This window comes from Paenibacillus azoreducens (genome assembly GCF_021654775.1).
Lineage (GTDB): Bacteria > Bacillota > Bacilli > Paenibacillales > Paenibacillaceae > Paenibacillus_AQ > Paenibacillus_AQ azoreducens.
Map to the genome: position 1 here is coordinate 4,651,562 of NZ_AP025343.1, position 25,958 is coordinate 4,677,519.

The following is a 25,958-nucleotide window of genomic DNA, read 5'->3' on the forward strand; positions in this document are numbered from 1 at the left end:
GCGGTTTTTCTTTTGTTCTGCAGAAACTGACTTTTAGTTAAAATGCTACGTAATATTTCTCCTTCTCCTCAAAAAAAAATATAAAAAAAGCAAAAAAATCTTTTTTTGGTGTAACTTTCCTTATTTTCTTTTGTCTTTATATATGAAACGAGTTTCATTGGGAAAAGAAAGGAGGCACAAAGCACATCGTTTTCATTTCAATAAAATGGGAGTGGGATGCTGAAATGAAAAGAACAATAAAATTTAAAAAGGAGATGTGTTGAGTTGTTCTACACAAATTACAACAAAAAGAGTTACCAAATGTGGGAATTGATAAACGGACTAGACTATAATTTAGGTACTGAATATTTGCATAAAGCAGTTGGACTGTATTTTGAACAGATAAAACGATAATAAATGAAGAGAACCATTATTAGTATCGCATTGTTGTATTGCGGGACTATTGTATGTTTGACTATATTAGGGTATGGATTTAAATACTCCCAAGACTTAACAGGATATCGCGTGTCTTATGGAAAATTATGGACATTTATTAGTGATAATTATTTACTAATTCCGTTCATTTTTTCATTGATAGTTTCGTTGGTTGCAATTGTTTTGATGTTAATAGAGTATTTTTGTAAACAAAAATAATTTTATATTCCTTCCTCGTGAAGAAGCAAGAAAGAGCATCTTACGACTGCCCGTCACACAGCAAAAACCCCGTCCACAAAGACGGGGTTTAATTATTTGTTAGATGCATCATCAGATTGTGAGTTCGAATATTTCAATAGGATGCGTAACGTATGGCGTTACTCAAACTTATCCAGATGTCGGGGGTTTCCGCACCGATAAACCAATAGGCAAAACCTGCAACGCCGCGTTCTGCCGCCATCATCGTTTTCAATCCCAGTGAACGCCCGTCTTCCACCCAAATCCGGTGCTGGCTTCCTTGCCGGTTATAGCTGACGACATATTGCCCAAGACCGGAGTCCCATGAACGGTTATAGGGAACGGAGCGGATGCGCTGGCCCTGCTGGATCAAAGTCAGATCTTCGGACACCGCGCCCCCTGTTTGCAGCGTCCAATCCCTTGTATAAAAGGGAAGCGCCAGGATTGTTTTCGAAGCCGGAACGACAGACTGCAGACGTTTGAGCGCCGATTCAACCCAAGGAAACGAGGAAACCGAACCCGCGACGGGATCGCCGTCCCAATGCTCGTCATAACCCATGAGGATTACATAATCCGTATAATGTCCCAACGCGGCATAATCGAAAGCTTCCGTCCAGTCTGTTCCCAGGTCCGGAGAGACATCAATAGACAAAACCGCCCCTATTGCGTGCAAGCTTGTACTGAGTTCGGAAACAAAAGCGGTGAGATAAGGTCCATCTTCCGGACTTACGTTCTCAAAATCCACATTGATCCCGGACAATCCATATGTTTTGGTATACCCTGTAAGCTTCTGAATGACGGTTTGCCGCTTTGTTTTATCCGACAAAATTTGATGCGTTAAAGCCGCATCCGAATGATTGCCAAGGAGCGCCCATATCTCCTTGCCATTTTGCTTCGCCCAGGAGGAAAGGCTGGGATCCGCATAATTCGAGAGAGGCACCTGCCCGTTTTCGAGGAAAAACCAGCGGGGAACCATAGTGTTTACATGGCTGGCTTTAATCTTCTCCTTAAACTGGGAGAGCGTTAATTCGTTCTGCCATCCGATCTGAATGCCATAATCCGGTAAGCGATGGATAGCTGCGGACCAGGTCTTGTTTTGTAGCACCCGATCGAGCACCGCCGCCGTTTCCTCACGGGTCATCGGATCTAGAGGCCGGAATTTGCCGTCCGCCCCGTCCATAAGGCCTAATGCCCGGGCTTTTTTAATATAAGGTGCCGCCCAAGAAGCAATTTTGTCCCCATCTATGTATGGTAATTTGCCTCCTGTGCCGCTGCCTGGATCAACCTTCAATGCCCGCACGATAAGAACGGCAGCTTCCTGTCTCGTAATCTGGGCTGAAGGCATAAACTGCGTTTTGCTTTTTCCTTCAACGATTCCAAGCTGAACCGCCGCCTCGATCCATCCGTAATACCAGCTTTTCGCAGATACGTCGCCAAAAGACGCCATATCAGCGTTCACTGGTGACAATTTGAGCAGCCGATCCGTCATAGCCGCGAATTCAGCACGGGTCACGTTTTTTTTCGGCTCGAATCTGCGGGGACCCGTCCCGTCCACCACGCCTTCCTTAACCAATTCCACAATTTCTTTTTTGGCAAAGCTGCCAGCGATGTCGTCAAATGGTAAACCAGTGGATTGAACTGCTTGAACGACGCTGCCACAGGCTCCAAACAGGAGTGCGGATGCCGTCCATGCGGCTGCAAATCTACGATACTTCTTCAAAGGAATGCCTCACTTTTTAATAGAATCGGAATATCAAAACTCGATCGTTTCTCTTCTTCTATCCTATCAAAAAGAGCGGGTGAGGTAGATGTCCAAATCATGGTAAAGTAGGAATGGACGACTATATCATAAGAAAAACGTCTTTCGACGTACTTTCACAGAAGACAGACCGCATTTAGTGGTAGTTTTTCTTGCGATATAAGGATGCGAGATCCTCGAAGTTTATACTTTCTTATATCTTCAAAAATTTGAACTTTACTTGGTAGGAGCTTTATAATCTTATTCCGGCATATTTTAATAGATTCGGAGGGAAATGGGAATGATTAGGTCAAAAGACGGAAGGATTTTCTTGCAGCTGTTGCAGGTGGAGCATGCCCGGGAACTTCTTGATCTCAGACTGCGCAACCATCACTATTTACAGCCGTTTGAACCGATCCGCGACGCTTCCTTTTTTACGGTAGAGGGTCAAGAGGCGGACATTCAGTCTGGAATTGGCGATAAAGACCGGATTTCATCCCAGCTATTCGGTATTTTTATTGAAGAAACGAATGAACTTGCCGGCAGGATTGCGCTCACGGGTATCGCACGCGGCCCCTTCCAAAATGCCAATCTCGGTTATTTTATAGGCCGGGAGCATCAAGGAAAAGGTTATACGACTTAGGCCGTGCGGCTGTGCATCCGATATGCTTTTGAGGATCTTGGCCTTCACAGGGTTCAGGCAGGCGTGATGCCGCGAAATACACCTTCGCTGCGCGTGCTTGAAAAAGCGGGATTCCGGCTCGAGGGACTCGCCCAAAAATATTTATGTATTCATGGAGTCTGGGAGGATCATAAGTTATTTGCGATAACGCGGGAGGACTTTGAAGCTCAAAAGAAATGAAGTTTTTTGTAGCGTTTCCGAATGAGCATCCAGATGACCGTGTGGCCTGCATGAAACCTTTGGAGACATCTGAGCGCCAAAAGAATTGGGCTCCGGCGCCTAAAAATCAGAGGTTGATAAAAGCCGAAAACCCGGTTCGACCGAACCGGGTTTTCTTTCGCTTTGCGTTTATACAGGCTTTACCATGTGATAATATACATGATTGTTAATCATGATCTCTTTGTCCACTTCGTAACCGAGATGAAGATATAATGAGTAAGCTCTTTGGTTATCGGTGACTACAGCCATGGCAATTTTCTTATAACCGCGTTCCTTGGCTCTTTCTTCGGCCGCCTGGATCAACTTGGTGCCGATCCCTTGACCGCCGAATTTCGGAGAGACGGATAATGTATCGATATAATACTCGTCTTCATCCGCTTCTTTATCCAATGTGAGCTCCGGATCGTTTTTCATTGCGCGCAGTCGCTCCAAAATCGGCCGATCCAATTCAGCCGCTTCATTTCCGCCGTAAACAACGATAACTCCTGCGACCTCGCCGTCCACTTCCTTGACTAACGCCTGTTGATGGGAAAGACGGCCTTTCTCTGCGGCAAAATACTGCTCCAGTATCCGAACCGCATCCTGCTCGCTTTCTTCCCCCGTCAGCTGATGGGCAACATCATGCAAAGCGTCATAAAGAAGTCTGGCTGCTTGTATTGCGTCCCCAGGTACTGCTGCACGAATTGTCATGTTGTTATTTCCTCCACTATTTCTGATCATCAATGTACTTTCTATTATAGTATAGTCCACCTGCCAATTATGGACAAATCTTGGCAATTCGGTTAAATGCCTCTTCAATGCCGATCAACTCTTTTTCGCCCGATCCCAATCGGTCCAGCCACTCCACTTGACGATCCGAAGCTGCTTTGCCGACGATAACCCGAAACGGCGCCCCGATCAGATCGGCATCCTTAAATTTAACGCCAGGCCGTTCATCCCGGTCATCCAGCAGGACGTCGATGCCAGCATTCCGAAGCTTCCGGTAAAGTTCCCCTGCCAACTGATTCTGCTGCTCATCAGCCGCAGACACGGGGATGATGTGAACCTGATACGGCGATATGTTGAGCGGCCAAATGATGCCGGTTTCGCTAAGGCTCTGCTCCGCCACTGCGGACATCAACCGCGAGACACCGATGCCGTAGCAGCCCATGATGATCGGTTCTTCTTTGCCGTCGGCATTGGTGAATACTGCGCCAAGCGGCTTGCTGTATTTGGTTCCAAGCTTGAAAACATGCCCGATTTCGATGCCACGGTTAAACGCCAGCTCGCTGCCGCAGTGGATGCAGCAATCCCCCGCCTCGGCATTCCGGAAGTCTCCGATTTGCACTGGATTGAAGTCCCTTCCCGCCGCAACATGACGAACATGATAATCCTTCCGGTTTGCGCCGGCAATCCCGCCTCTTACGGCCGCTGCTTCCCTGTCCAGGTAAACGGGAATGTCCAATCCTGCCGGTCCGGCAAAACCATGCGGCGCTCCGCTTAACCGCTCCACCGCTTCCAAATCAGCCAATTCCAACTTTGCCGCACTCAGCGCATTTTTCAGCTTGAATTCATTCACTTCATGATCGCCGCGTACGACAACCGCAATCGGGTAATTATCGGCGATATAGATCATTGTTTTCAGGAGAACCCGAGGGGCCTCTCCCAAAAATGCGCTGACTTCCTCTATCGTTTTGGCATCCGGCGTATGGACCGCTTCCATCAATGGAATGTCTTCATTCGCATGAGGCGCTTCTTCCGGCTGCTGAAAAATCGCTTTCTCCAAATTAGCCGCATAATGACATGTTGGACAAGTGACAATCGTATCCTCTCCGATATCCGCCAAGGCCATAAATTCCAGCGTTTCGCCTTCACCGCCGATGGAACCTGCCTCGGCTTCCACCGCCCGGAACCGAAGGCCGCACCGCTCAAAAATCCGGTTATAAGCAGTGACCATTGATTGATACGTTTTGTCGAGCCCCTCCCAATCCACGTCAAAGGAATAAGCATCCTTCATCAGGAATTCCCGCCCTCTGAGAAGACCAAACCGCGGACGACGCTCATCACGAAATTTGGTCTGGATCTGATAGAGCCGTAGCGGCAGTTTTCGATACGAATCCACCTCAGCCGCCACAAGCGTTGCAATGACCTCCTCATGCGTCGGACCAAGCACAAAGCCGCGGTGATGACGATCCTCAAGCCTGATCAGCTCCGGACCGTATTCGTTGTATCGGCCGGACTGCTCCCACAGCTCGGCAGGCTGCATGGCAGGCATCAGCAATTCGTTGAAGCCTGCCGCATCCATTTCTTGACGGATCACCTGCTCCAGTTTGCGAAGGACGCGGTAACCGAGCGGCAGAAAGCTGTAAATCCCCGCGGCCAACTGCCGGATATAACCTCCCCTGAGCAGCAGCTTATGGCTAAGCGCCTCGGCTTCCGATGGAGCCTCGCGCAGCGTTGGGAGCAGTATTTCTGTTTGTTTCATCCTCATTCATCTCCTTAGTTCCTATCTTCATTCAACTGAAGCGTTTTGAAAAAACGCACATCGGAAGCAAATACTCTGGTGCTGAAAACCGACCTTTTTGAACTCGCACTTTTAGTGAATACAAAATAACCCCGCAAAGTGGAGCCTATGCTTCGATGCTTATTCCAAATACCTTACGGGGCCCCTATAAACTACAAAAAAAACACATCCATCCCGGTATAGGGACGAATGTGTTCGTGGTACCACCCTGTATTTAACGGTCCGGCTGACTTTTGGCGTGTCAAAACAGACCATCCTCATGGTTCACATAACGGGCCCTTGCCCGGCCGGAATTTTCAATCCTCGCAGATAGTTCCGACAGCTCGCAAGATGGGTGGGTTCATGCCGCATGCGAAACCTTTCAGCCTTGGGTTTCTTCTCTGGCGCAGGACGGACTGTAATGAACCATTGGTCTTGGTCACGGCTTTTCATCATTTGACAGCAAACCATACGGTTTGTTTTTCCATACATTACAGGATAGAGAAGAATGATGTCAAGTATCCGAAACGGATTTTTGCTTTTATGCGAATTAACCGCTGCGGTTTCGGGTCGTTCTTCCGATCGCTGTTGTCCCCTCCGCTACCTTCGCCTGTTTCATGTGCAAATTTGATAGATAGTCAGCTCTTATTGCAGCTTCTGAAGCAGCTGCACGCGGTACGCTTCGCTTTCCAGCGACTGAATTTCCTTGTACTCGGCATCCGTCAGCGCTTTTGGCGTGCCAACCGCCTTGGCTGCGAGATAGATTTTGGCGCTTTCCTCGACTACCTCGGTCCGGTAATAGGCTTCGCGCAGGTTTTTACCTGTCGTAACGAGCCCGTGGTTTTCCAGCAAGATGGAATTAAATTGTCCTACCTTGGCCGCAACCGCATCAGCAAGCAGATCCGTCGTCGGCAGCACATACGGCACAAAGCCCACGTCTCCTACAAGCGCGGCCTGGTCCGGGAACAGCATCGGCAGCTCCTGGGCAACAAGCGTCAGCGCGATGCAGTATGCGGGATGCGTGTGTACGATCGCCTCTATAGCCGGATTTTCGCGGTATGCGTATAGATGCATCAATACCTCGGATGAAGGCCGGACCTCCGTATCGAGTATTTTGCCCGAACCGATCTCAACGCGAATCCACTCATGCGGTTCAATATCCTCAAGAGCAAAACCGCTTGGCGACAGCAGCATCAAATCGCCGGCTTTCGCGCTGATATTGCCCCCGGGACCAACGACAAGTCCTTTGGCGACGATTTTGCGGGCATACAGCGTCAGTTCTTCCCTTATTTTTTGTTCCAGTGATCGAGTCATCTCTCCATTCACTCTCCTATCCTTTGTTTAATCGGACCATTCAAGCCGCATCAGTTGCCTTTTGCTTGCTGAACGGCCCGAAGCTGATCATATCTCCGGTAACGTTCTTCCCACTCTTCCGCATCTTCGGGAACGTAGATTTCGGGAGGGTAAGACTGCCGGACCACCTCGCGGATATCCGCCAAATGTTTGACTTCGCCATGCGCCTTCGCCTGCATCATCAGATTTCCGATCGAGGTTGCTTCGACCGGGCCTGCGATGACGGATCTTCCCGTGACATTTGCGGTCAACTGGCAGAGCAGCCGGTTTTGAATGCCTCCGCCGACCATATGAATCTGTTCGATGTCTTCTCCGGTCAATGCTTCGATTTCATCCAAGGTCTGTCTATATTTAAAAGCAAGGCTCTCCAAAATGCACCGGATGATTTCCGGGCGGGACTGCGGAACGGCCTGACCGCTTGCACGGCAGTATTCCTGGATCCGCTGCGGCATGTTCCCCGGGGGTAAAAATACTGCGTCACCCGCATCGATATAACTGGAGCTGTGCGGCGCAAGCCGGGCCATTTCCGTTAATTCCGCGTAATCGAAAGCGGCTCCCTCCATCGCCCAGAAACGCCGGCATTCCTGAAGCAGCCATAGTCCCATAATATTTTTAAGCAAACGGATTCTCCCATCGGCACCGCCTTCATTGCTGAAGAGCAGCCGCCGGCTTTGCTCCGTCAAAACAGGGGCGTCCAGTTCAATCCCCATCAATGACCATGTTCCGCTGCTGATAAATGCATATCGAGCATCACCATCGGTCGGAATGGAAGCGACGGCAGCCGCGGTGTCATGACCGGCAGCGGCAATCACCGGCATAGCCCCGATCGCCAGCTCTGCGCGGATATCCGGCCGAATCTCTCCAAGCTTCGTTCCCGGCATAACGACCGGATTAAGAAGCGTCGACGGGAGCGCAAGAGCATCCAGAATCGGGGTGCTCCAGTTCCGGTGGGCCGCATCGATCATGCCGCTTGTACTGGCGATGGTGTATTCGCTCGCCATCACGCCGGACAGATAGTAATGGAATAGATCCGGCATAAACAGCATTCGCCAATCATCCGCGTTCTGCTCGTAACGAAGCTGCACTTCTGAGAACAGCTGGTAAACGGTGTTGATGCTCGACGATTGGATTCCTGTCCGCGCGTAAAGATCCGCTTCGCGTATCAGCCGCAGAGCTTCCTTCATGGCCGGTTCGCTCCGCAAATCCCGATAGTGATGCGGATTGCCGATCAGACGGCCTTGCGGATCCACCAGCCCATAATCCACTCCCCAGGTATCCACGGCGATCGAGGCGGGGGTAGCGCCAAGCTGATGTCTGGCCTTCGTAATCCCCCGCTTCAGCTCATGAAACAATCTCAAGAAATCCCAGTGCAGCCTATCCCCAAGCTGTACGGGTTCATTCTCAAAACGGTGAACCTCCTGAATGGAGAGCCGCCTCCCGTCAAAAGCCCCGGTTACCGCCCTTCCGCTGCTGGCTCCGAAGTCGACCGCCATCATATGCAATGATTGTGTGCTCACTCCATCACCTCATCATCCTCATTTAAAAAACCCGCCAAATCCGTTTTCCAATGGAATGGCGGGCATTGGCCGTTTCTAGCGGAATTACTTGTATAGCGGCCCAAAATTTTGGCATGCCCGGTAATCCGCGCCCTCAGGATCATTTGTGCCAAACATGCCCCATGCTCGCGGACGGAAAATTTGATCCGCATTGACGTTATGCATGCTGACAGGAATCCGGAGAATAGACGCCAATGTGATCAAATCTGCGCCGATATGCCCGTAACAGATGGCACCATGATTTGCGCCCCAGTTATCCATCACGGAATATACATCCTTGAATGCTCCTTCTCCGGTCAGGTTTGGCGCGAACCAGGTCGTAGGCCATGTAGGATCGGTACGTTGATCCAGCTTGTCATGCACTTCCTCCGGCAAATCCACGGTGTAACCTTCGGCGATTTGCAGAACCGGCCCAAGCCCTTTCACCAGATTAAGGCGAGACATCGTAACAGGCATGCCGCCGCGGGTCAGGAAGTCGGAGGAGAAGCCGCCGCCGCGGAAATATTCCACTGCCGCCGGACGCCAGGAGGTTGCTTTCAGGCAGTTGTTTTTGTCTTCCTCGGTAATTTCCCAGAACGGTTTTAAGACTGGCTCTCCGTCTCTCATCTGTTCACCGGTGCCGTCAAGCGCCGCAGGACCGGAGTTGATAAGATGCAGCAGCCCGTTTTGCGCAATCCCTGTCAGTTCATGCCCCGTCACCCGTTTCACGGCATCCGGACTCCAATATGTACGGACATCGGCAAAAATTTGAGCCGTATGGGTAAGCAGATTACCGAACAGCATCGATACGCCATTCAGGCTGTCATTTTCCGTTGCCACCAGATAAGGGGCGCGGATGCCGTTCCAATCGAAAGAAGAGTTCAGGATCGCTTCATGGAAGTCGCCATTCGGGAAATGATCCGTCCATTGGCGTTGTCCCTGGAAGCCTGAAACGATCGCATGATGTCCCATCGCTTCTTCCGCAAAGCCAAGTTCCGCAAGCCGCGGGTTACCTACCATCAGATCGCGGACGATTTGCGTCATTTTAACGACCATTTCCCAGTCCTTGTCTTTTTTCTCGCGCGAGGTTTGAATATGTGCCGGGTTGTTGTCCGGTCCTTCCTTGCAGTTTTCCTTCACCCAGGCCAAAGCCAGCTTATATTCTTCCGGATCATAAATTTCCTCTTCCACCCGCCGGGTAATTTCCGACATATCCACATATTCATTGCGCATGCCCAAATATTCCTGGAAGAAATCCGGATCGATCATCGAACCTGCAATTCCCATCGATACCGAACCGATCGCAAGATACGATTTGCCTTTCATGAGCGCTGCCGCCATGCCTGCTCTGGCAAAACGGAGCAATTTCTCCTGCACATCTTCTGGAATGGATGGATCATTCAAATCCTGCACGTCTCTGCCATAGATTCCGAATGCCGGCAGCCCCTTCTGCGCATGGGCGGACAAGACGGCGGCCAAATATACCGCCCCCGGTCTTTCCGTACCGTTGAAGCCCCATATCGCTTTCGGTACCGCAGGGTCCATATCCATCGTTTCCGTCCCATAACACCAGCAAGGCGTCACCGTAATCGATACCCCTACCCCTGCTTTTGCGAATTTATCCGCACAGGCAGCAGCCTCGGCAACACCGCCGATGCAGGTATCCGCAATAACGCATTCCACTGGCGAGCCGTCCGGATAGCGAAGATTTTCGCTTAATAAAGAAGACACGGCCTTAGCCAGATTCATCGTCATATCTTCAAGAGATTCGCGAACGCCTTTTCTTCTTCCGTCAATAGTAGGTCGTATACCGATTTTGGGAAAATCCTGTTTCCATCTTGCATCTTTGGTCATCGTTTCTTCCTCCTCATGAAAAAATAAAAATGTTAAACATGGCTTTTACAACATAGGGTTACCGATAACCCTAATACAAAAAAATAAACAGCTATTCCGCTTTACATGAACAATATGACCAACAAAATAAATTCCATAAGACACGTATAAAACGAAAGCTGCATAGTATTGTTATTTTCATTTTGCAAAACCTTTGTACAAATAAGGTTATCGATAACTCTAAAATATCAATGAAAGCGGTTGCTGTCAATCCGTTTTTTTTCGTGATGAGGATTTCGCCAAAATCCTGTAGAATGGGTAACAGTACATACAAGAAGGGGCTTACGTATGGTAACGATATACGATATTGCACAAAAGGCCAACGTCTCCGCCATGACGGTTTCGAAGGTCATCAACAATACGGGACGAATCAGCGAACAGACGCGCAAACGCGTCAAAAAAGTCATGGAGGATCTGAACTATATCCCGAACTCCAATGCGCGCAGCCTGGTGCTGCAGCAAACGCAGATTCTGTCTCTGCTGATCACGGATATCACAAATCCGTTCTATACCAGCCTTGCCCGCGGTGCGGAAGACAGCGCCAAAAAGCTGGGCTACCGGCTTCTGTTCGGCAACAGCGATGAAGATTACATCAAGGAGCAGGATTATGTGGACATGATTCTATCGACCCGCGTGGACGGCGTATTGTTTGCTCCGGCGGGAGACGGCTCGCTGAAAAATCTCGAGAAGCTGCGCGCACATAACATCCCTTTTGTTATTTTGGACAGAGCCGTGCCTGGCATTGAATCCGATATTGTTTCAGGAGACAGCCGTCAGGGAGCCCGCAATCTCGTCGATTATTTGGTAAGTCTCGGCCATCGCCGCATTGCGCTGGTCAACGGCTCGCTGGATGTGTCCACCGCCCGCTTGCGTTATGAGGGTTACGCCGAAGCGCTTCAGCTTCAAGGCATCGCACTGGATGAAGATCTGGTTATTCATAAAAGCTACCGCGAATATAAAGATGAGGATCAGCTCGCCCGGTTATTGGACCTTCCGGCTCCGCCGACCGCTATTTTTGCGGCGAACAACTTTTTGGCTGTGGGAGTCATCGGTGCACTGCGAAAACGGGGAATTCGCGTTCCGGAGGATATGTCGGTCGTGTGCTTTGATGATCTTGACTTGTCGTCGGCGCTCGATCCTTTTCTGACGGTTGCAGCCCAGCCATCATACCAGTTTGGGGCCATGGGAATTCAGCTGCTGGTTGAGCGCATTCAGGGCAGCGCCGTCCCCGAAGCCAGAAAAGTAGTTTTGCCCTCGGAGCTTATCATCCGTTCATCAGCCAAGACAATCGGCGAATAATTGGGTACAATAGGAAGACTGCAGTGTAAAGAAGGTGACAAATGATTATCTTAAAATCCAAAAAAATATCTAAAAATCTGTTAACTCCGGCCAAAACGCTGGTGATCGGTTTCCTGTTCATGATTACGCTGGGAACGATTCTGCTGTCTTTGCCTATTGCATCTGCCAACGGGGTACGGATTCCGTTTCTGAATGCCTTATTTTCGGCCACTTCCGCCACTTGCGTAACCGGACTGGCTGTTATTGATACCGGAACCCAATTTTCCTTGTTTGGCCAAATCGTCATGATTGTCCTGGTTCAGGTCGGAGGCATCGGCTTTATGACCATGGCTACCATCATCGCGCTGGCGCTGAACAAGCGAATATCCTTGCGTGAACGCTTAATCCTGCAGGAAGCCCTCAATCATGGCACAATTAACGGTGTGGTACGCCTCGTGAAAAAGGTCATTCTGTATTCCCTGCTGGTGGAATTGGCGGGTGCGCTGCTGCTGGGGCTTCATTTTTTCTTTATGCAGAATCTATCGCTGGGACGAGCATTATACTTTGGCATTTTTCACAGCATTTCTCTGTTCAACAATGCCGGTTTCGATCTGATGGGAACCGTAAACGGCCCCTTTAGCGGCCTGGCTCCTTTCGTTGCCGATCCATTTATCAACATGATCACGATGGTGCTTGTATTCCTCGGCGGAGTCGGTTTTATCGTGCTGTCGGATCTCATCGAATTTCCGAACACGCGTAAAATTTCACTGCACAGCAAGGTGGTTCTGACTGCGACTACGATTCTGATCGTCGTAGGCACCGTGGCTATTTTCGCCATGGAATTCAACAATCCGTATACACTAAAACCACTGCATGCAGGCGGCAAATTTCTCGCCTCCATGTTTCAATCCGTAACAACCCGCTCCGGCGGCGTCTCGACGCTTGATATCGGAGCATTTCATGAATCGACGCAGTTTTTGCTCATCTTATTGATGTTTACCGGGGCGGCTCCAGGATCAACTGGCGGCGGCATAAAAATTACGACATTTGTCCTTCTGCTCGGTGCCGTGCATGCCATGATCCGAGGACGGAATGATGTGATCTTGTTCCGGAAAAGAATCGCGAAGGACGTCGTGTATAAAGCAATCACGCTGACATTATTGTCCATATTGCTTGTCATCGTGTTCTCCATGCTTTTATCCATTACGGAGCACCAGGATTTCTTAACCATATTGTTTGAGTCCACCTCGGCTTTTGGAACGACCGGGCTGTCAATGGGATTGACGTCTCAACTCACGCCGCTTGGCAAGGTATGGATCATATGCTTGATGTTCTTTGGCCGGATTGGCCCGTTAACCTTGATTTATGCCTTGACCCGGCTGCGGAAAAATGAACCTTTCAATTATCCGGAAGGCCGAATTATTATCGGTTAGTGCTCTAACTATTATTCGAAAAACTGCAGCATAAATCTCGATAGAGAAACCTCATCTACTAAAAAGCCCGCCTCACCGCTGACGGAAGGACGGGCTTTTTGAAATTTTTATTATAAATGGTAACCTTAAACCGACAAACGGTCGTGCTGAATTATAAATGGTAACATTAAACGAACAAGCGGTCCGTGCTGAAACTGGCATCCAATATACGCATGGCATCTTCATTGGTCTTCCTCTGATGCCACTCCTGATGAGAAAAGGCCAGTTTATGTAGGAAGTTGCAATAGTGCATCTTTTTGCTTGATTTTAGATTACTTCATCGAAATAAATGCAAAAATACATCTTTTCCCTACATTTCCTTCTACAAATGAATATTCTCCATCAAAAGCCTGCACTTTTGCAGGTTTTTGGCTTCAGTAAATGATTTTCACCCATAAAAACTGCACTTTCGCATCTTTTTCCTTCTCAGACTGAAACGGCTGCCATATTTCTCATTCTTAGAATAAAACCGGCTGCCTGTAATCCAATTTTAGCGGTTTCCGGTTCTATCTACTCCATTTCACAGATCTTCAGCCAGGAGCAGGAAAAGCATCAAAAAATGCGATATACGAACATCTGCATCTTCATCTGCCCCTGCATCTCATTCCTTCCAGAGCTTGGTGAATAATCCCGGTTTCCGGCCTACTAGCCCTTTTTCCAATGCGTACCGCGTCAATTGCACCCGGTTTTCCAAATGAAGTTTTTGCAGTATGTTTTTCAGGTGATTTTTCACTGTTTGATCCGATATATGCAGTTGCGCCGCGATTTCTTTGTTCGTTAGTCCGGAGGCGACCCAGTTCAGGATTTCACGCTCCCTATTGGTTAGCGTTTCATGATGTTCGGGACTTTTCATTGTCAGCGGAAATTCGCGCAGAATTTGCGTAGCCAGCTCGCGGCTCAGCGGGGCTTCGTCACTCATGATGGCCTGCAAGTATTCAATCCAGGTGGACGGGGATAGATTTTTCAATAAATAACCCTGCGCTCCCTGCTTCAACGCTTCAAACAGATGTGAGGCATCGTCCGATACGGTTATGATCACGATTTTGACATATGGGAACTGAAGCTTGATTTGCCTGGTTGCCTCCAGACCGCCGATCCCCTGCATCTGAATATCCATCAAAATAAGATCAGGCATCAGCCTTTCCGTCATCGCAATCGCCTCTTCGCCGCTTGTAGCCAGTCCGACGACCTCAAACGAATGATCCGCAGATAAAATATCAACCACCGCTTCGCGTGCATGGGCGGAATCATCCGCGATCAGTACCCGAAATATGCTCATGTTAACACCTTCCCTTTCCGGATTTCTACTCTGCTCCCCTTCGGCAAAGAGATAAACTCCATCTGCCACTTCAGTTCCATTGCCCGTTCCTTCATGATCCGCAGCCCATACCTGTCTTTCATTTGAAAAGGGTCCTGTTTAGCCCCTCTTCCGTTATCGTCAATGCGCACAATCCATGAATGCTCATCCCCACTGCCTGTTACGACAACCAGGTCGGCGTGAGCATGTTTTTGAGTATTTAGCAGCGCTTCGCGGATGCATGCCAGCAGTTCCACCTTTTCCTTGGCGGTGAAGGATGAATCCGGAATGCTCCAATGAATGGCCGGACAGATAAAAGCCTCCTGTGCCGCATGTTCGATTCGCGATCGCATGGAATCCTCATATTCCCTCTCATCTGTTTGAGTCGGGAAGCGCAGGTTGGCGATGGCTTGTCTCACATAACGGTTAACCTCATGCACAAGTTTCCGCATCTCTTCGAAATCGGAGCGTTCTTGGGATTCTTTCTGCCGTAGCTCCGCACGGTCCATTTTCACTGACAAAAGAAAAAGCGACTGCGCTATCCCGTCGTGTAACTCCCTTGCAAGCAAATCTCTGGCTGCTAATGCCGCATTTTCCGCCCTTTCTTTATTCAGCTCCTCCTGCACCTGCTCTAACCGCATAAATAACTGGTTGAGCAGCGTCATGCTGATCAAAAATACGAACACAGGGGTGAGAAAATTTCCCGCTTCCATCGATAAATAAGGCATCAACAGCGTATGGCGCACATATTCCCACAGCCCTACCGTTAAGGTCGGGACAATCAAGATCATCCATTTAATTTGCTTATAAGACATAGCGCCCTCCCCAAAATGGCTTTAATTCCAACATTGTAGCATGAAGCGAAGCGGAAAATAACCCCACAAAGGGTATCGGAAAGAAGTAAGGGCGACTCTCAAAGAGGGGCGCTTTTGCGGAGCAAAAGTACTGAGTGACGTGTGGCCTTCGAAGCTTATTCCGATTACTTTGCGGGGACCCCAATAAATAACCCCACAAAGTGACGTGTGGTCTTCGAAGCTTACTCCGATTACTTTGCGGGGACCCCAATAAATAACCCCAAATTATGCTTTGGTTCTGTAAAGTATTTAAACTTGCTGATATTAAAAAAAATGCCGCCGCTTCCCCGCAATGTATGTTTAGGCATCCGCTGTCGCATACTACCAACGGACTTTACGGACGGGCCTATATATGGAATTTCACACTGAAGGAGGGGTCGAAGCCATGCTTGTATATTTTCGCCGCACGCTGTTGATCGCATGCGCCGCCATTTTAGCCATGGAGGTCCTCTCCCCTGCTGCCGCTGCCGCCCCTTCGGGCAATCGAGGCCGGGAATATTATGAACAGCGCGGAGACGTCATTTGGGAAGTCCCCAATAAAGAAAAAGTGATAGCACTCACCTTTGATGACGGTCCCGATCCGGAAGAAACGACGCATATTTTGGATCTTCTCAAGCAATATGATGCCAAAGCAACTTTTTTTGTCGTTGGCAAACAAGTCGAGAAACATCCTGAGGTCGCGCGTAGAGAGGTGGCCGAAGGCCACGAGCTTGGCAATCATACCTATGACCATGCCTATTTCAACCGCGGCAGTTCCGCGGAAACGATCGCCAACCAGCTCAGACGAACGCAGGAGGCTATTTTCAAAGCCACGGGAAAAAGATCCTATCTGTTCCGCCCCCCGGGTGGTTTCTACAGCGACCGCATGATTGAAACGTCCAAAAAAGAAGGATATTTGGTTGTGATGTGGTCCTGGCATCAGGACACACGGGATTGGAACCGTCCCGGAGTAGGCAAAATCGTAAAGAAAGTGCTTGGCAATGCGCGCAACGGCGATATCGTGCTGATGCATGATCATGTCGAAGGAAAATCGCAAACCATCGATGCACTGAAGAAAATACTGCCGGAGCTGAAAAAGAGAGGATTCCGCTTCGTCACCGTTTCCGAGCTTACGCGGTACAATATCCCTTGAGCGGTAAAAGGCACCCGCAAAGTCAGGAAACCAGCCGAGCTGGTTCCGACTGCAAACGGATGGCAGACAGACGGCAGACATTTTCTGAAATATCGATATCCTGCTGGTACACTCATTCGCTTAGCTCTATCGGCCCCTTGTGGGGCCGTTTTTATTGATCAGGCAAAAGCAAGCAAACAAAATACGCAGAAAACTTCTGAGTCTGCAAGCCCCCGCTACCATACCCTTGATTGCACTGCGTTTTCCAGCCATCTAATAGGATCAATCCGCCGTCTTCCGGGTTCCAGTTTCAGGGTTTCGACCAGTCCAGCGGTATTTTGACCCATACCGGCGGTTCCGGTTTATAACCAGGCTCATATTCATTAATAAAAACCTTGGCTTTCAAGGAAGATCTTATGTCCAATTTAGGGTATTTCATTTTAAACGCAAACCGATCTTTGGCAATTCGGACAGGTTCGCTTATGTTGACATGCTCTTTTGAATCCATCAGCACAATCATCGGGTACTGATTCTCCGCATCGCTCGCTTCATAATATAACATCGTACCGTCTTCGCTATACTCCACCTTCGTAATTAAAACGGTTCCTCCATGCGCTCCTTTTAGGATAATCGGGAATTTGTTCGTCAAAGCAGCTGTTTCTTCATGTTGTACCAAATGATTCATCCTCATTTTTTTATTGACGGCAATTTCGATATATTCGGGGTAAGGGTTAATTGAAGAAGGAGGGGCAAAGTTATTGATATATTTTCCGTTGCCTGCCAACCCACCGTTGCTATAAAATAATGTTTGCAAATTATCTCTTATATTAAAAGAAAGGTCGCTTCCTTCTTTTTTATCCTCAGAACGAATAACAATCTGTGTCGTTACCGGCGTCATGGTGATGCGCTCCACCGTTCTTTTCTTGCCATCCATCTCAAATACCTTGTTCGGAAAAAAGGTTTTGGTGTGGGGATCCGTTTTGGAAACGGATAAAGGTATCGTAACCGACCAATCCCCCTTCACTTGTCCGATCTGGGAGATGTTCATTTGAAGCTGATATCCGTCCAGATACTGATAGGCATCAATGAGCGTACTGCCGATAAAAGAATGATCATTCAGAATCGTAAACTTATGTGTGCTCATCATATCCGGTTCGGCTCCGATAATAGCAAGATTGTAGTAGACGCTCGCATCTTTTTCATTGATTTTTTCTTTGGCATTCAAATACTCCACATCATAGTTCAGCACAATTTGAATTCCGTCATAAAAAATCTCGTCCACTGTAAAACGAATATTTTGATCCGTCACGGACCGGTTGAGCTTGACCCCCAGATCCTGCTTTTCAATTTGCGAGAGACCATAATGCTCTTTAAATTCGCCGTCTTTCAGAAGCATTTTCATAAAAGGAAACTTGGCTAACGCGGCACGGACTTCAGGCGAAGTATAAAAAGCCGTACCTGCCACAATTATTGCCATGACAAGCCCGCAAGCAGCTATGCCCCATCGTTTTTTGCGCTTGGAACGTACTCCGTTTTGCATGAGAAACTGATGATGCTTGCCCCACACAGCTTGAAACGTGGTATGAGGAACCAAGTTGCCCAACCGATCCGGCATTTCCTGCGTTTTGCTCCGCAGCAAAGCATCCTGCTGCCTCAAGTTTTCATCTCCATAGATCCTATCTCGGTTCATTGCATTTCCTCCTTACAGGAAATCCCATTGCCGTTGTTACACCACTTTGCCGCAGCTGCTTTAATGCTTCATGCAGCCTCGATTTGCATGTTCCCTCACGGATGCGCAGCACGGAAGCCACTTCCGGTAAAGTCAATCCGGCATAATAATGCAAAATGATGACTTCCCTTCTTTTGGGAGTAAGCGCATGGACTGCTTCCCATAATTCCCGTTCTCCTTCGTTTCTCACGATACCATCCTCAAGCGTATTCCCATCATGCCGTTCCGGTAATGTATCCTGAAACAAAAGCCATTTTTGTTTGCGCATCGTGCTTTTCACTAAATTAACTGTAATCCGATACAACCACGGTCTTAATGGCCTTGACGGATCATATGTATGATATTTCTGGAATACCCGCAAAAACGTCTCCTGCATGATGTCGTCCGCAATCGCTGGAGAACGGGTCAGCATCAGGGCAATTCCGTAAACATAAGGCGAATGGGCTTCATACAAAACCCGCGCCTCCTCTTCGGATAACATGTGATTGTCCACCACTGGAACTTCCTCCTTACCTGGTTACTCTCTATATACGCTTTGAATCGCATAACCGTTTGGTTCGTAATCCGAAAAAAAGTCTGTAAAATTTAAGCTATCTTATGGTAAAGTTGTGAAAAATATCGTTTTGCTCGAGATTCAACATATAGTTATAACAAGCTAAAGTTGAATCTTAAAACGCTAGCGGGGGAGGAATATGCTAATGAGTTCAGATTTACGTTATCCAATCGGGGAATTTTCACCGTCTCAAGCCATCAGTCCGGCAGAACGCAGCTATTGGATTGACCAGCTTCGCGCTTTACCTGGGCAAGTAAGGGATGCCGTCAGCGGACTATCGGAGGAACAGCTTGATACCCCTTACCGGCCCGACGGCTGGACGGTGCGCCAAGTGATACATCATCTTGCCGACAGCCATATGAACGCGCTGCTTCGAGTCAAGCTGGCGCTGACTGAGGATGAACCCGTCATCAAACCCTATGAAGAAACATTATGGGCTGAACTGCCTGATTCCGTGAATCCCGCTCCAGAGGTATCCCTTAAGATGCTGGACGGTATTCATGCACGTATGGCACTCCTTTTCAAATCTTTAAAAGAAGATGACTGGCACCGCTCCTATGTACATCCCGTCAACGGAAAAACCCGGCTCGACCGCCATCTTGGCCTTTACGCCTGGCACGGCCGCCATCATCTGGCCCATATTACTTCTTTGGTCCGCCGGATGGATTGGTAGGCAGTTTCGAATCCGTGCGCGAGCGGTTAACATGCGGCAACCAAGGAAATACTAACAAAAAATCGTAGACAGGCGAGGTTATGCAGCTTCATGAAAAATATTGCACTCATTTACGGCAGAGATATCCGAAATATCGTTACCAACTGGGCGGCGCTGGTGATCATTCTGGGGCTTATCGCGCTGCCTTCTTTATATGCTTGGTTCAACATCAAAGCCTCGTGGGATCCTTACGGCAACACCGGGGGCATAGCCATTGCCGTTGCCAACAATGACAAAGGCACGACGATTCGCGGCAATCCCATCAATTTGGGAAATGAAGTCATCAATTCCCTGAAGGAAAATCACAAACTCGGCTGGCGGTTCGTCAGCGAGGAAGATGCGGTAAGAGGCGTCAAACACGGGAATTATTATGCCAGCATCGTCATTCCCGATAACTTCTCGGCAACAATCGCGACCGTGCTCACCAATAATCCTACCAAAGCCGAAATATTATATTACGTAAATGAAAAGATCAACGCCATTTCACCCAAGATCGCTTCTTCGGGCGCAAGCGGTATCATTCATGAAGTCAGCAAAAACTTTATCGAAACGGCCAATGGCACCATTTTCAAAATATTTAATGCGCTTGGCATTGAACTGCAGGAGCAGCTGCCGACCATCGAAAAAGTGCGTTCCCTCGTGTTTAGATTGGAAAAAAGCTTCCCTGAGATCAATCACATTGTCAACGTCGCCGCGAATGACATACATAAAACGGATCAGCTTGTGAGCAAAGCGCAAACCGATCTTCCATTGGTGACCCAAATCGCGGAAAACGGACGGCAATTGGCGAGCGGCTTGGACAGCTTTTTGGCGCAGTCCTCCGATGTGGCCAAAAACATCGCCCCAAACGTAAAGCAGGACCTTCTCCTGCTTCAGCAAACCGCGATTTCGGCGCAGCAGCTTACTTCGGTGCTGAAAGACGCAAACGTGGATCCGGCAGTCGTAACCGATACGCTGGATCGGGTATCATCCGGAATTGATCTCGGGCTTAAAGTTCAATCCCAGCTTGTCAACTGGTTTGACCAATTAAACAAGGTGACAGGCAACCGCATCGGTTTTGTCAGTTCAAAGCTGCGGCAGGTTCAGGATAAAATGCAGCAGCAAAAAGGGCTTGTCAGTGGCATCAGCACCGCCATCAAAAACGGCGAGAAACCCGCTTCGGATTTGGTCGACCGCCTGAATCAGGTTTCCGGAGACATCTCGCGAATCCTCGGCGACATTATCGGCCGATACGACAGTGAAATTGAACCCGCGATCTTAAGCGGTCTGAACAAAGCTCGGCAAACGGCGGCCAAAACGAAAACTGTCTTAAACGATGCGCTGAAAAGCGTGCCGGACGTGAAAAAGATTTTAAGCGACGCATCAAAAGGGCTGACGCTCGGCAGCGAAGGGATTCGTGAGATCCAGAAGGATCTCCCGGTCGTTGAAGCCAAAATATCCGAGCTCGCCCAAAAAATGCGGCAGTTCGAATCCGAAGGCAGCCTGCAGGAATTGGTTAACCTTCTCAAAAACAATTTCCAACTGAAAAGCCAATTTTTTGGCGAACCTGTCGTTCTGAAAGAAAATCAGCTGTATCCTATTCCGAATTACGGCTCTGCCATGTCGCCTTTCTTCTCTACGCTGGCGTTATGGGTCGGGGCTACCCTGCTTGTATCCCTCGTGACGACGGAAGTCCACGGCGATCAATCGTACAGAAGCTACGAGGTTTATTTCGGCAGATTTCTAACCTTCCTGACGATTGCCCTGCTTCAGTCGATTCTCGTCACATCAGGAGACATATTCTTGCTCGGTGCTTATGTCGTCGATAAACCTTGGTTTATCATCTTTGGAATGATCAACAGCGTGGTATTCATCCTCATCGTTTATACGTTGGTCTCGGTATTCGGCAATGTCGGCAAAGCGCTGGCGGTTGTGCTGCTCGTGCTTCAGCTCGCCGGTTCCGGCGGAACCTTTCCGATCCAGACCACGCCGGCCTTCTTCCGGGCAATCCATCCGTTCCTCCCGTTTACGTATGGCATCAGCATGATGCGCGAATCGGTCGGGGGCATTCTCTGGGATATTGTGCGGAGTGATCTTTTGACGATGTGCATCTTCGTCGCCATCACGCTGGTCGTTGGTCTTGCCTTAAAGGGCATCATCAATCAACTAGCTGCTGGTCTTGTGAAGAAAGCCAAGGAGAGCAAATTGATTCATTAAAGCGAGGGCCGCATTCGGCTGTAATTTTTCTTGCGATTTCAGAATAAACTCCGCTTAAAACTTAAATAATCAAGGGACTTCACTCCGTTTGGGCCAAACCAAAAACCAATGATGGAGGAAGTCCCTTTTGTATTCCACAAGAAAACACGCAGAGATGACACCTGTCATAAAAATCTCATTACAGGTGTGAATGTTCCGTCACTCTTTTCACAACTACAATAAAACCACGTTAATAAATGTGAGAAGAGGGGGAGCAATGTGGAGCAACACAAAGGGAGAATTCGTCTGCTTGATATTCTGCGAGGGTTCGCCATTCTGGGAACTCTAGGAACAAACATCTGGATATTCGCGCAATTGGGGGACTTATCTTATATTTTGACGTCTAGTTATACCGGCTGGTGGGAGCTCGATGATTTGATCAGAATGATCGTGTTATTCCTCGTGAACGGGAAGATGCTTGGCTTGTTGACGATTATGTTTGGGGTAGGACTGGAATTAAAGTACCAGCAATCGATGCGCACAGGAAAAACTTGGCCAGGAGCCTATATGTGGGTCCTCATCATCCTGTTTATGGAAGGCCTGCTTCATTTCACTCTGGTCATGGAGTATGACATATTAATGAGCTACGGAATCACTGGCATGATTGCAGCCTTCATCGTTCGGGGCGGTGACCGCCTCATATCGGTTGCGATGAAAGTAATTGGCAGCTTCCATGTTGTCATTATCTTGGCGATCCTGCTTCTTGCTTTAATGGGTAGCAATATGTCGCTGGGCAGCTTCGATCAGGTAGTTGCTCTCTATCAAGACGGTTCTTGGCTGCAGCAGGTCCAATATCGGCTGGCTCATTTCCTGCAGCTTCGCGCAGAGTCCATTTTCGTTATTCCCATGAATGTCTTTTTATTTTTGCTTGGCGTTCGTCTCATGCGGTCAGGGGTTTTTGCGCAAGATGAAAACGGCGAAAGGCAGCGTAAAAAGCTCTTGAAATTGGGACTCTTTATCGGACTGCCGCTGAACCTGTTGATTTTTATCCCCGGAGGCGCCTTCGATCTGCCTGCACGCTATTTATTTGCCCCATTTCTTTCACTTGGGTATATAGCGCTCATTGGAAAAATGATACAATATACGAAGTGGAACTGGTTGTGGCGCTTGCTTGAATCTGCCGGGAAAATGTCATTAAGCTGTTATGTCATGCAAAATATTATAGGTTCCGTTCTTTTTTATGGCTGGGGTTTTGCTTTAGGCGGAAAGCTGAATTCCCTGGGAATTATAGCGGTCTGGATCGGCATTTCCCTATTCCAGCTATGGTTTGCCTCAACATGGCTTCGCCTCTTTAAGCTGGGGCCAATGGAAGCTGCACGCAAACGAGCATTAGGAATCATCGAATCCAGATAACCCGATAACCGAACTGGAGGTCATTCATGATATTCAAGATTTACCCAAAAGATCTGATCAAAAATTATTTGCTCTTAGATGTGATCGCGATCGTAAATTTAATTTACAACGTTCTCAGCTCCAGTTCGAAGCTGGGTCTTTTGGGTAGCCTCCTTCTTCTGCTTATATTTCTTGCTTGCTTTTGTATAGGATTGCGGTACCGCAATGGGTATCTTCTAGCGGCCGTTCTAGCCGGTCTTGCCACACTTGCTGTAATCAGTAGTTTTATAAATCCGAAACTCTTAATCTACGGTTTTATATTTGCGGACCAGATCGGAAGGTCTCATTCCAAGCGGCATATTGGTATTGCGATTGCAGCCATTGCCATCATGTTTATCCTTGTGTATTGGGGAAGGATGGACGATTTCCTCTTCCTTCCTGTCATGATAGTTCAAATGCTGTTCCCGATCTGTATTTATATTATGGAAAAATCCAAGCGCCTGCAGAGCAAGTTGGATGCGGCCAACCAACAGCTTGAAAAGTACATTCAACAGGAGGAAAGGCAGCGGATTGCGAGAGATCTTCATGATACGCTGGGGCAAACCCTCATGATGATTAAACTGAAAAGCGAGCTGGCCTCGAAGTGGGTTGATAGGAACCCATTGCAGGCCAAAGAAGAACTGAAGGATATACTGTACACCTCAAGAGTCGCCTTGAAGCAGGTGAGAGAATTGGTTTCCGATATGAAGTTCATCTCTCTGGAGCATGAAATCGAGCATACCCGCAAGCTGCTGCAGACGGCAGGGATTGAACTGGAAATCGTGAAAGATGGAATGCCTCCCCTGTTAGCAAGCGTAGAGGAAACGATGATGGCGCTCGCTGTTCGGGAAGCGACGACCAATATTGTGAAACACAGTCAAGCAAAGCATTGTACAATCAGGCTGGAAACGTTGGACAATCTGTACTGTGTATCGATAACGGATGACGGAGTTGGTCTGTTGCAGGCAGCAGCCGGAAATGGATTTCAGTCAATGAAGGAGCGGATGCAAGCTCTTCATGGAACCTTCACGGTGGACAGCTCACCGGACGGGGGAACAGTTGTTTCTATGCAGCTGCCGCTTCGTCAGCACGGAAAGGAGAGACTTGCCACATGATTCGAGTTGTCATTGCCGAAGATCAGCAGATGCTGCGCGGCGCTTTCGCCTCATTGTTAAAATTTGAACCCGATATTGAAGTGCTGGCTGAAGTGCCGGACGGTATACAAGCCTGGGAAGCGATTCAACGGCATCAGCCAGATGTCTGTGTGCTGGACATTGAAATACCCTTCATCAACGGCCTTGAGTTGGCTGAACAAATCAGAAATGCCGGCTTGCCCTGCAAAATCATGATCGTCACTACGTTTGCCCGCCCCGGCTATTTACAAAAAGCGACTGAAGCTCAAGTAAATGGCTACTTGTTAAAAGATGAACCGATTGAATATCTGATTGAGTCGATCCGTCGGGTCATGGCAGGGGAACGGGTGATCAGCACCGATTTGGCGGCAGCGCTCTTAATGAAAGAAGTTAATCCGTTAAGCGAAAGGGAAGCGGAGATGCTGCGCCTCACCAAAACAGGTATGACGACAAGTGATATCAGCAAGGCCCTCTTCTTGACGAAGGGCACCGTGCGGAACTATTTGTCCTCGGCGATTCAGAAGCTGGAAGCCGACTCGAGGCAGCAGGCCGTGAATATTGCCGATGAAAAAGGATGGCTGTAAAATTGTACGCGGCAAGGGACTGCTTATTGTTGAATGATTATTAACCGGTACACGACGCCCGGGAGAAATCGTCAGCGCTTTTAGATATCGCGGAATTACATATTTTGAATCACGATTATGGGCAAGCGTTGGAAACCGCACAAGCATGGGAACGGCTTCTCTCCCGATTCGATAGTTGGCAGTATACCGGATTAGGCCGCTCCATGACTGAAACCTGGTTTGATCTTTGTCTTGGCTTTTATAAAGAAAAAGATAGGAGACGCATGACCTTTGAAGCTTATTCCGATTACTTTGCGGGGACCCCGTTAATACTTTCTGATAGAAAAGGGTTGCCTCCTTCGTCATTTCAGCATGACGATCCGAGACAACCCCTTTTGTCTTTCTGTATGGTTAGAAGTATTATTCAGATGGCTACATCCATCGATCAAGCTCCCGGATCGTTTCCAGCAGAAATTTTTTGTTGCATTCAAGCAAAGCAAGCCGGTGCCGGAAAGCAAGGTTGACCCCTATGCCCTCTTCATGTGTGGGGATCGAGGAACAAATCTCAATAAACTGCTCCACCTTACGGAGCTTGATTTCCAGCAGTTCCCTGGCATCTTTCCGCTCGAGATGGTCGATAAACATCAGCCCGATATCTCCTGCCGGCGTAACGTTTTCAGCATGAGCCAACGAAGAACGAAGCAATTCGTAAAAAAGCTTCTCCCCTTTGCCCGTGATCGAATAAATCTGTCTCGGCGGACGGTTGCCTTCCTGCTCGACCGTTACATTCACGCAGCCCTGTTTGTCCAGCCGTTTCAGAATGGAATAGGCCGTCGCCTTTTTCATATCGGACACCTGTCCCAAATTCCGCTCGATAAAATCATTAATTTGATAACCATGCTGGCTTTGGGTCATGAGCAGGCCCAAAACAAGCAGTTCGCGTTCATCCATATCAAAGACTCCTTCGGTGCTATTGCTATTACTAGTATAGTCATCCTTGACTAGAAGGTCAAAAATTATTTCCTTGCCTTCACAGATGAACTGGAGAATCAATATCCACGGGCTAATCATTTTTTGCGCGCGGCAATGATAAACCG

The 25,958-nt window shown here is 48.5% G+C and carries 21 protein-coding genes; 10 read left to right on the plus strand and 11 right to left on the minus strand.

Annotated elements, in window-relative coordinates; genetic code table 11:
- Positions 1–766 precede the first annotated feature (766 nt).
- Positions 767–2,371 (minus strand): S-layer homology domain-containing protein, encoded by a 1,605-nt coding sequence (locus tag L6442_RS20440; protein WP_237100014.1) that lies wholly within the window; start codon positions 2,369–2,371, stop codon positions 767–769.
- Positions 2,372–2,690: 319 nt separating this feature from the next.
- Here L6442_RS20440 and L6442_RS32990 point away from each other — a divergent pair, with 319 nt between their 5' ends.
- Positions 2,691–3,032, plus strand: coding sequence for a GNAT family N-acetyltransferase (locus tag L6442_RS32990; RefSeq protein WP_306436709.1), 342 nt, complete (start codon positions 2,691–2,693; stop codon positions 3,030–3,032).
- Positions 3,033–3,035: 3 nt separating this feature from the next.
- Positions 3,036–3,251, plus strand: a complete 216-nt coding sequence (locus tag L6442_RS32995) for a GNAT family N-acetyltransferase (RefSeq protein ID WP_306436708.1) — start codon at positions 3,036–3,038, stop codon at positions 3,249–3,251.
- Between the two features lie 168 nt (positions 3,252–3,419).
- On the opposite strand, the gene L6442_RS20450 is transcribed toward L6442_RS32995, so the two are convergent.
- From L6442_RS20450 to L6442_RS20470, 5 genes are all read right to left on the minus strand, one after another.
- Positions 3,420–3,980 (minus strand): GNAT family N-acetyltransferase, encoded by a 561-nt coding sequence (locus L6442_RS20450; protein ID WP_212980968.1) that lies wholly within the window; start codon positions 3,978–3,980, stop codon positions 3,420–3,422.
- 67 nt (positions 3,981–4,047) lie between these two features.
- Positions 4,048–5,754, minus strand: a complete 1,707-nt coding sequence (locus L6442_RS20455) for a proline--tRNA ligase (protein ID WP_212980967.1) — start codon at positions 5,752–5,754, stop codon at positions 4,048–4,050.
- A gap of 663 nt (positions 5,755–6,417) precedes the next feature.
- On the minus strand, positions 6,418–7,086 hold the full coding sequence (locus L6442_RS20460; RefSeq protein ID WP_212980966.1) for a class II aldolase/adducin family protein: 669 nt from the start codon (positions 7,084–7,086) through the stop codon (positions 6,418–6,420).
- A gap of 50 nt (positions 7,087–7,136) precedes the next feature.
- Entirely contained in the window at positions 7,137–8,642 is a 1,506-nt protein-coding gene (locus tag L6442_RS20465) for a rhamnulokinase (RefSeq protein ID WP_237100015.1), read from the minus strand.
- Positions 8,643–8,726: 84 nt separating this feature from the next.
- Positions 8,727–10,514 (minus strand): L-fucose isomerase, encoded by a 1,788-nt coding sequence (locus tag L6442_RS20470; protein WP_212980965.1) that lies wholly within the window; start codon positions 10,512–10,514, stop codon positions 8,727–8,729.
- Positions 10,515–10,841: 327 nt separating this feature from the next.
- Between L6442_RS20470 and L6442_RS20475 the strand changes: the two genes are divergently transcribed.
- A complete protein-coding gene (locus tag L6442_RS20475) occupies positions 10,842–11,852 on the plus strand; it encodes a LacI family DNA-binding transcriptional regulator (RefSeq protein ID WP_194233659.1) in 1,011 nt (336 codons plus the stop codon).
- Positions 11,853–11,893: 41 nt separating this feature from the next.
- Entirely contained in the window at positions 11,894–13,264 is a 1,371-nt protein-coding gene (locus L6442_RS20480) for a TrkH family potassium uptake protein (protein WP_194233660.1), read from the plus strand.
- Between the two features lie 640 nt (positions 13,265–13,904).
- Here the strand turns inward: L6442_RS20480 and L6442_RS20485 are convergent.
- Positions 13,905–14,582, minus strand: a complete 678-nt coding sequence (locus L6442_RS20485) for a response regulator (protein ID WP_212980964.1) — start codon at positions 14,580–14,582, stop codon at positions 13,905–13,907.
- Complete coding sequence (locus L6442_RS20490) at positions 14,579–15,415, minus strand: sensor histidine kinase (protein ID WP_212980963.1); 837 nt, start codon at positions 15,413–15,415, stop codon at positions 14,579–14,581. Before L6442_RS20490 ends, L6442_RS20485 begins: the two co-directional genes overlap by 4 nt.
- A gap of 424 nt (positions 15,416–15,839) precedes the next feature.
- On the opposite strand from L6442_RS20490, the gene L6442_RS20495 reads away from it, so the two are divergent.
- Positions 15,840–16,586, plus strand: coding sequence for a polysaccharide deacetylase family protein (locus L6442_RS20495; RefSeq protein ID WP_212980962.1), 747 nt, complete (start codon positions 15,840–15,842; stop codon positions 16,584–16,586).
- Between the two features lie 289 nt (positions 16,587–16,875).
- Here the strand turns inward: L6442_RS20495 and L6442_RS20500 are convergent, their stop codons facing one another.
- Both L6442_RS20500 and L6442_RS20505 read right to left on the minus strand, forming a co-directional pair.
- Positions 16,876–18,255, minus strand: a complete 1,380-nt coding sequence (locus tag L6442_RS20500) for a DUF4179 domain-containing protein (protein ID WP_212980961.1) — start codon at positions 18,253–18,255, stop codon at positions 16,876–16,878.
- Entirely contained in the window at positions 18,242–18,790 is a 549-nt protein-coding gene (locus L6442_RS20505; protein ID WP_237100016.1) for an RNA polymerase sigma factor, read from the minus strand. The genes L6442_RS20500 and L6442_RS20505 overlap by 14 nt, the downstream gene beginning before the upstream one ends.
- Before the next feature lie 202 nt (positions 18,791–18,992).
- On the opposite strand from L6442_RS20505, the gene L6442_RS20510 reads away from it, so the two are divergent.
- The 5 genes from L6442_RS20510 to L6442_RS20530 all read left to right on the plus strand — a co-directional run bounded on the left by L6442_RS20510 (position 18,993) and on the right by L6442_RS20530 (position 24,882).
- Entirely contained in the window at positions 18,993–19,520 is a 528-nt protein-coding gene (locus tag L6442_RS20510; RefSeq protein WP_212980960.1) for a YfiT family bacillithiol transferase, read from the plus strand.
- 90 nt (positions 19,521–19,610) lie between these two features.
- Positions 19,611–21,755, plus strand: coding sequence for a YhgE/Pip domain-containing protein (locus L6442_RS20515; RefSeq protein WP_212980959.1), 2,145 nt, complete (start codon positions 19,611–19,613; stop codon positions 21,753–21,755).
- 258 nt (positions 21,756–22,013) lie between these two features.
- Entirely contained in the window at positions 22,014–23,147 is a 1,134-nt protein-coding gene (locus tag L6442_RS20520) for a DUF418 domain-containing protein (protein WP_212980958.1), read from the plus strand.
- 26 nt (positions 23,148–23,173) lie between these two features.
- The gene (locus L6442_RS20525; RefSeq protein ID WP_212980957.1) at positions 23,174–24,280 is read left to right on the plus strand and encodes a sensor histidine kinase; all 1,107 of its coding nucleotides are present in this window, start codon (positions 23,174–23,176) and stop codon (positions 24,278–24,280) included.
- A complete protein-coding gene (locus tag L6442_RS20530) occupies positions 24,277–24,882 on the plus strand; it encodes a response regulator transcription factor (RefSeq protein ID WP_194233669.1) in 606 nt (201 codons plus the stop codon). The genes L6442_RS20525 and L6442_RS20530 overlap by 4 nt, the downstream gene beginning before the upstream one ends.
- A 411-nt stretch (positions 24,883–25,293) precedes the next feature.
- On the opposite strand, the gene L6442_RS20535 is transcribed toward L6442_RS20530, so the two are convergent.
- Complete coding sequence (locus L6442_RS20535) at positions 25,294–25,812, minus strand: PadR family transcriptional regulator (protein ID WP_212980956.1); 519 nt, start codon at positions 25,810–25,812, stop codon at positions 25,294–25,296.
- Positions 25,813–25,958 lie beyond the last annotated feature (146 nt).